Annotated in this window: 6 protein-coding genes; 5 read left to right on the top strand and 1 reads right to left on the bottom strand. The window is 67.0% G+C overall.

What is annotated here, in order from left to right; translation table 11 throughout:
- Positions 1 to 1,115 precede the first annotated feature (1,115 nt).
- From N912_RS64880 to N912_RS0147800, 5 genes are all read left to right on the top strand, one after another.
- Complete coding sequence (locus N912_RS64880) at positions 1,116 to 1,364, top strand: ribbon-helix-helix protein, CopG family (protein WP_037070419.1); 249 nt, start codon at positions 1,116 to 1,118, stop codon at positions 1,362 to 1,364.
- Positions 1,361 to 1,681 carry a hypothetical protein gene (locus N912_RS0147815; protein ID WP_028927983.1) on the top strand — a complete coding sequence of 107 codons (321 nt, stop codon included), beginning with the start codon at positions 1,361 to 1,363 and terminating at the stop codon, positions 1,679 to 1,681. Before N912_RS64880 ends, N912_RS0147815 begins: the two co-directional genes overlap by 4 nt.
- 1,479 nt (positions 1,682 to 3,160) lie before the next feature.
- On the top strand, positions 3,161 to 4,018 hold the full coding sequence (locus N912_RS61430; protein WP_156994462.1) for a hypothetical protein: 858 nt from the start codon (positions 3,161 to 3,163) through the stop codon (positions 4,016 to 4,018).
- A 13-nt stretch (positions 4,019 to 4,031) separates the two neighbouring features.
- Positions 4,032 to 5,018, top strand: coding sequence for a right-handed parallel beta-helix repeat-containing protein (locus N912_RS0147805; RefSeq protein WP_084212115.1), 987 nt, complete (start codon positions 4,032 to 4,034; stop codon positions 5,016 to 5,018).
- A 328-nt stretch (positions 5,019 to 5,346) separates the two neighbouring features.
- On the top strand, positions 5,347 to 6,105 hold the full coding sequence (locus tag N912_RS0147800; RefSeq protein WP_028927981.1) for a hypothetical protein: 759 nt from the start codon (positions 5,347 to 5,349) through the stop codon (positions 6,103 to 6,105).
- Between the two features lie 241 nt (positions 6,106 to 6,346).
- On the opposite strand, the gene N912_RS0147795 is transcribed toward N912_RS0147800, so the two are convergent.
- Complete coding sequence (locus N912_RS0147795) at positions 6,347 to 6,718, bottom strand: hypothetical protein (protein ID WP_156994461.1); 372 nt, start codon at positions 6,716 to 6,718, stop codon at positions 6,347 to 6,349.
- Positions 6,719 to 7,529 lie beyond the last annotated feature (811 nt).

Genomic DNA, 7,529 nt, shown 5'->3' with positions numbered 1-7,529 from the left:
AGCGCCTCGACAGCGACCTCACCACTGCCCACCGGGGCGCCCAGACCGCCCGGCCGCACAGCCCGCTGGGGCCGCGCCGGCCCAGTGGCCGCCCGCGAAACGCCGGACCGCTGACGCTTGCCCTGACCGCCCCGCTTCGACAACGCCGAGGCCACACCGGTAGCAGCGGCACGCGCGGCCGCCCCGGTACGCCCCGCCAACCCCGACACCGCCGACACCGACCAGGCAAACCCCGAACGCAACGCACGAGCCGCCGACCCCGACGCCGCCGCGGCCGGCCGCTCGACCGGGATGAGCGCCGGCTTCGCCGGGGACGGTTCCACGGGTGCGGCGGCCGCCGGTTCAGGGGCCACGGCCGGGGGCGGCTGGGCCGCCGGGAGCGATGGGTATGGCGACTGTGATGGCTCTTGTGGCGCCTTTGTCGGCGCGGGTGCGTTGGCGCTCTCGAACAGCCACCGCAGGGGGCCCCGTCGGCGCACGCTACGGGTGGTCGAGGGCCGTTCGGAGCGTCGGTACCACCGTGACCGTGGCTCGGGGACCAGTCGCCGGAAGCCATGCCGGGTCAGGCTCGGATCCCAGTTCGGACCCTGCTCGCCCGACCCGCTGCCGGCGAGCACGCGCGGTGGCCTGGCCACCGGCTCCGGCGAGACCTCGGCCGGACCGGGCGCCGCCGCGCCCCGGTCGGCGGGCTCGGATGCCGGCGCGGCCGCCGACCTGCGGCGTTTACGGGCCGCGTTGCGGTGCGCAACACCGCAGTACAGACGGTTGGCCGGATGACCGGTGATGATCTTGTCGCAGCCCGGCAGTGCACAGACCGCGGGCCCCGCCTCGGTCTCGCTCGACGTGCGAGTCATGGTCGCCGTCCGCGCCCGGCACGCTGTGCGCGATCGACCGCCGGTGGGACGAGGAGCGCTCCGGTAGTCCCCCGCTCCCGACCCTCGCTGGGGCCGGCACTGCCCGACGCCACCCCTACCCCCTCTGCCTCAGGCCACACCGAGGCCGACGTGGCCGACCTTCAGGCTAGGCGCGAGGCGCCCGAGAACCCGAACCGTATAGCGCTCAGATGTCCGCGATGGCGACCTACGATGCGAGTGACGATCTGTCATGCTGTGCGCATGTCAACGCAGGTGTCGGTCAAGTTGGATGACGAGCTGCTGGCCGAGGTGAAGGCCGCGGCGGCTGATGCGGGCACGAACCTGTCCGACTGGGTCCGGCAGGTGCTGCAACATCAGGCGTTGGCGGCCAAGGCGATGCGGGCTCGGGCCGAGGAGGACGCCCGCGAGCCTGTCTACACCGACGAGCAGGAGGCCGCGCTGATGGCGGCCCGCCGCCGCCGCGCGATCGCCGCGCTCGAGGAGCGGTGACCTCGCCGGCCGGGCGCATCCGGTACGGGCAGGTGTGGGTGTCCCGTGACGAGGTCATGGGCCCGATGAACTACCTGGTGGTGTCCTCCGACGCCTACAACGCCGCGTTCGGTGACCGGCGGGTCATCGCGGTCGAGGTCGACGCCCGGGCGGTCTACGAGGGCACCTACCGCGAGCCGATCGTCGACGCCGGCACCGCCATGCTCGACCGGATCGTGTGGGTGGCGCGCGCCGCCCTCCAGGAGCGGGTCGCCGAGCTGCACCCGGACCGCCACGCCGCGGTCGCCGCCCAGATCCGCGAGCTGATCGGGAACTGACGGCACTGAGCCTTTGCCAACCTGGTGTACGGCAGGCCAACGGGTGTACGGAAGCGCTTCCACGACCGGCGGATCTCCCGGCCTAGGCGCGCTTCGACTGGTCAGGGGCCGTTCTCGAACGTCCGGACATAACCCAGCCCCGGAGAAGCCCTAACCCAATAACGGATGTGGACGCCCCCGAATGCCCAGGAGGACGTCTCTGGCTACTTCTTCTGCCGGGGACCGCAGGATACACAGGCGTACTTAAAGCTGTGCGCATCAAAGCCTATGTCTGGGTTTTCAGAGTGGTGAGTGACAGGCAACGACCGCCCATCACAGTTGTCACCTTCATAGAAATAGCCTTCCGCACTACTGTGGTTCTTGTACGATCTCCACTGGGGTCTTTCCCTGTCCAAGCAGTATCCATCAGGTAGATCTGTTCCAAGAATTGAGACGTTCCATTCTTCACCGTAATCCTTGGCGAGAAATGCGCAGAAGTCGTCACCCTCTTCCGGGCATACCAGTTTCGTGCCCGGAGGCGCGGACTCATCTGTGGAAGATTTCACCGCGGCCAGATGTGTTGGCCCCCAGGTCGCGTCGGAATGCACGGCTGAGGTGGGAAAAGTCTGAATGATGCTAGCGAGGACGCCTGCTAACATGAAGACAGTCAGAACCGTGAGCAAGTTTACGCGCATGGGGAACCTTCCTGAGCGCAGATCTCCTGGCGTGCGTGCCGCCTCTTTGACATTGCGGGTGCCACAGCAAACTTCTCGGGAACGTACGGTGATCCAGCTCACGTCCGCGTGGCCTGCATTGAGAGCGGTAAGGCGTTGGTCGAAGGCCAACTACTCTCCCGGGGGCCAGACGTCACCGGAGGAGGAAGTTGCCATTGGGAGTTGTGAGACGAATGGTGCCCGGGTCCGGCTGCGGACGCAGAACTACCAGCCAGAAACTGCTTGTTCAGCATGTCGGCACTAACTGAAGTAGGTGCGCGCTGGTTGCTCCGGGCACTTCCCTTTCGCTTCCGTTCTTCTTCCGATGGTCTAGCAGCCGGGCGCCCAGACTTCATGCGCGGCAATCTACGACTGCCGGCCAGGATCATGTCATCTAGGTGGAGTCGGGCGGATGGTCGGACGTGGCCTCACTAGCGATGATCGTTTGCTTGCTGGTCCTCCGCCACCTGCTTCGCCTCACCGACTACCACCAGCTTCATCGCCACGCCGCTGGACTCCAGTGGGGATGGCCTCGATGTAGTCGACGACGCGGGCTCGCTGTCCCTCGAACCAGCCGTTATCCGTTGACCGGCCCGTCCACCGTGGTACTTCTTCGCGTGTACTTAGGAGTTAATTAAAGGATTCTTGGGATGGCGCCGTTTGGGCGGCTGCGTATTTCCTGGGTAGCATTCGGCATCGCCAGGGGGCGAATTCCGAAATAATTGGCTCACATATAACGGTGAGCGATCCAATGGCCATGCTGTGGACGAACTCCTGAGGGGGCTGGATGAGTGATGTCCTGGTTCTGGTGTATGGGCTCGTCGCCGGACTCGCCGTTGCGTTGGGGCTGTTCGTCGGCCTGAGACGGGCTCCGGCCGAGGCCGGCGTCCTGTGGCGGGCGAGCGCGGTGGGTGTGCTGCTGTTCCTGCTCTGGGACCTGCTCACGCACGGGTTCGAGCCGATCAGCAACGCGATCGAGGCCATGCGCGACGAGATCGACGGGCCCGAGGAGATCTTCACGCTCGCGCCGCTGCTCCTGGCCGGGCTGGTGGTCGGCTTCGGCGCGCTGGCCTGGCAGGCGGCGTCGTCGTTCCTGGCCTACCCCGGGCGCGACGACGAGGAAGCGGGCCCGACGTACGCGCCGGGTCCTGGCGCCGGGGCCGCGACCGGGACGAGCGGCCTGGTGGCGGCGACGCGGGCGCGGCGGCTGGCGCTGCGCGCCTCGGTGGGCGTCGGGCTGCACGGCGCGCTGGTCGGCCTGGCCATCGGCGGCAACGGCGGGCGTCATGAGATCGCCTTCCCGATACTGCTCGCGGCCGGGCTGGGCCTGCTCAACGTTCTCGAAGGGCGCCGGCTCGCCGCGCTGTCCACCGCCGGCGAGCGCCCGCCCGCGCTGCTGGCCCTGGTGGGCGGGGCCCCGGTGCTGGTGGCCACGGCGGTGGGCCTGTGGCTGGCCAACAGCACGACCGTGGTCGCGTTCCAGGGGATCGCGGCGGGCGCGCTGCTGTACACGGTGATCCGGCTGCTCGTGGCATCGGGCGGCCGGGAAGCCCGACCCAGGCTGTATGCGGGGGTCGCCCTCGGAATAACCGTCGCCTTCCTCGCCAACATCGCGGTCATCGCCTTCGCCGGCAGCATCGACTGACCCGGAGCCACTCATGTCGCCCTCTCAGATCTCCCGCCCCCCGGCCATGGGGATGCGACCGGTGCGGCTGGTGCTCGCGCTGGTCTGCCTCGCGGTGGTCGCCGGGTGCGGCGGGGCACACCTCGACCCCGAGCCGGTGTCGGCGACCGCCCCGGACGGCCGAGGTGCGATCCGGCCGCTTCCCGCGCCGACCCACTGCACCCGAACCGCGGACACCACCGAAACCATGGCCGCCGCGCTGGCCAAGGCGCGCCCCGGAGACCGCATCTGCCTGCTCGGCGACCTGCACCACAAGCGCCTCGTGCTCAACACGTCAGGCACCCGCAAGCGACCGATCGAGCTCGTCGGCGACGGCCGCACCATCGTCAAGGGCATCACCGTGGAGGCCAGCAACGTCAGAATCTCCGGCCTCAACGCGGTACGCCCCCGCGCGCCCGGGGTCTACCTGCGGGGCAACAACATCACCCTGGAGAACACCACCGTGCTCAGTCCGCGCGGTGACGACGGCGACGGCATCCGCTTTTTCGGCAGCTACATCACGATCAGGCAGAACACCATCCGCGACACCAGCCACCTGCTCGGCGCGCACGCCGACTGCATGCAGACCTTCGCCACCGACGACAAGCACATTGCCAGCGAGCACCTCAAGGTGACCAGGAACCGCTGCGAGCGGATCAGCAACATCTGTCTCATCGCCGAAGGCCCCAACCCGCTCGCCGGCGACGGCTCGGGTCAGGGGCGGTCGGCGGACTTCACCTTCTCCGACAACTACTGCGAGAACCACGCCTCCGAGGCCACCGAGATCGACGACGTCCACCAGGTGGAGATCACGCACAACGAGATCCACGGCCGCAAGCCGATGGCCTGGTCCTTCCAGAACAACGCGACCGGCGCCGTGGTCTCCTCGAACACCATCGACCCCGCCATCACCTACGAGGTGGGCATGGACGAGTCCTCGAAGGTGGGCTATTTCGGCCCACCGGTCGGCGGCAAGCCCTGACCTCTGGCCGTTCCGTCGGCGAGTTGCGCGGCGAATGCCGGTGCGCGCCGCGGCCAGGATGCGCCCGTACTCGCCACGGCTGTAGCCGCGCGGCAACAGCCCAGCGCCCGGCACCCCGCATGGCGGCGCTGACGCTGATCACCGTACCGGCAGCGGCACTGTTAGCCCGATCGTTAAGTTAACCCGGCAGTTTTATTAACTCAGTAGACTCATTAGCCGATTTGTCTTAGGTTCGCCTCAGTTCGCCGGAGCGGAGAGGGGACTCATGCGGGCTGCTCAGGTCGTGGCGCGTCCAGAGAAGTTGGGTTTCCGGCGACATGTCCAAACGATGCTGTACGAGTCGTTTCGGCACGCCCAGGGGGACCAGGCACTTCAGGTGCATTTCATTTCGAGCTATGCGCGAATCCTCCGTGAGAATGGCGTACCGATCGATTTTACAGCACGGGTCGAGCTCGCCGCCCGAATGCGTACAAGACGCCTGCCGAGCGGGCACATGGATATTGCTAACTCGGCTCTGGTCGGCTCACAGTTCGAGTTCTGGTGGCTGAACCTGTGGGACATACTCGAGTCCGTCTACACGGGCTCGGCGGAGCCCCTGCCCAGCCCGGAACAGCTGGCCGCGCGAGTGGTCGCGGTAGGCGGAACCGAGCGAATGTCGAGCTATGCGGCGCCGGAGCTCGCCCACCTCAACGAGGGGTTCGCGCCCTACCGAGACGCGGGCGATCCCGCCCGGACCGCTCGAGAGATCATCCTCGAACGCTTCCTGCCGAACCTGATCAGGGTGGAACGGAACTTCCAGGGCTACGGCTCGCGGTACCGGGCACGACCCCGGACCGACGGGGGCGACGCTCACGAAGCCAAGCTGCTCGGCCATTGCCGGCGGGCCAGGAAGCGCGTTTTCAGCGTGCCGCGAGACCCGGTGGACCAAATCTATCTGGAAGCCTCCGCGAGACTGACCTGGCTCGCTTTGCACGAGCCCGCCGACGCGACGTTTCTCGACTACCTCCAGCTAGTCGAGGCATATAACCGGAACCACGTCTCGGAACCCCTGGCCGACCTCCACGCCGCTAACCCTGACAATGGGTGAAGTCGTGGAGCGGGTCATTTAGGCCGCGCACCTCCTCGGCGGGATTCTTTCGGGCCACCACTCGCCGATGACGGTCAGGTGCGACGATCCGCGTGTCTGGTTCGAAGCCCCGATACAACGGCTGTATCGGGGGCTCCGACAACGCCGCGCGGCGCCATCACCCCGGGGGTGCCCAGCCGGCGGATCCGGCAAGGCGGGTGAACACGGCGCCGCGCGGCGGAGCATGCGTTGGTCAGGGCGTTTAGCGCTTTCCGCCGCAGACCTCGTCGTAGGTGCGCTTGTACGCCTCCTGGAACCCGTCGCGGTAGCCGGCGAAGAAGCCGCGGTAGTAGTCGGACCGCCCGTCGTTCATCGTCTTCGGGGGCTCCGGGTGGTCTTCCTTGCAGTTGTCCTTGGCGTCCCTGATGCCCTGGACGTGACCCTTCTGGTGTCCCTCGGCGTAGCCGTCGCTGTAGTCACCGGTAGGCGATCCTTCAGCCGGGGCGGCCATGACGCCCGCGCCAGGCGAAGGGGTGGCGGCCAGGGCCGTACCAGACCCGGCCAGTGCGATGAGCGCCGAACAACCCACCGTCACCATTGCGACCGCGACGGCACGACGTCGTCCCGACTTCATCCTGTTTACCATATTTCCCAGGCCCCTCTTCTCTCATTTCCAGGATGTGCGCGGCCGCGATTGGGCTCACCCGCGTGAACCCCGTCGAATCGATATCGGCCGACAGCGCGCACAACCTAGCACCTGTGGAGACGAGCCGCCGGGGACCTTTTGTTGTACTATATAAGATGACTCGACCAGGCGGGAATCAACTGTTAATGATTTGTTAGTCTTGATCGGTCCGGTAGAGGCGGTCCAGGCTGTTGACCAGGGGTTCGGGCAGTAGTTGATGTTGAAGCGGGGTCATTCCACCCACTAAAGTCCCATCGGGGTCCGCCCTTCCGGCGACAGGGATGGATAAGTATGTCGCGTAATAAGAAGAGGCCTAGCGGTGTTCGATTCCGGCCTGCTCGGGGCATGGTCGGTTGGCCGAAAAGTCCGAGCCGTCGACGCGCCCGGTTCGCTCGCGCGGTCGTCATCGTCGTGGGCATCGCGGTCGTGTTCGCCCTCGTGGCGAGCACGCTTCCACCAATCGAATCGGTAACGACTCGTTAAGAGAGTCTTTGGAACTGGCCTAGCGAGCTCGTATCTCGTTCCCGCCCCAGGCGTTGAGTGTGACAAGAGGACTCTTGTTGACCCATCGCGAAGAAGACAGTGAGGCGAACCCCTTGACTCCGGTTCGGACGGCCACGCGGCACAAGCATGCCCTGACGGTCGCGCTCGCGGTGTCTTCGGCTTTGGTCGTGTCGGCGGTGGCCGCGGGATGTGGGGGCGGTACCCCCTCCGCGCCCACCGCTCGGGTCGAGCGCGGCATGGTTGCTACGAAGGTGTC

This window comes from Actinospineispora acaciae DSM 45401 (genome assembly GCF_000620785.1).
Lineage (GTDB): Bacteria > Actinomycetota > Actinomycetes > Mycobacteriales > Pseudonocardiaceae > Pseudonocardia > Pseudonocardia acaciae.
The sequence above is the reverse complement of the archived record's forward strand: the minus strand, read 5'-3'. Positions and strand labels throughout refer to the sequence as shown.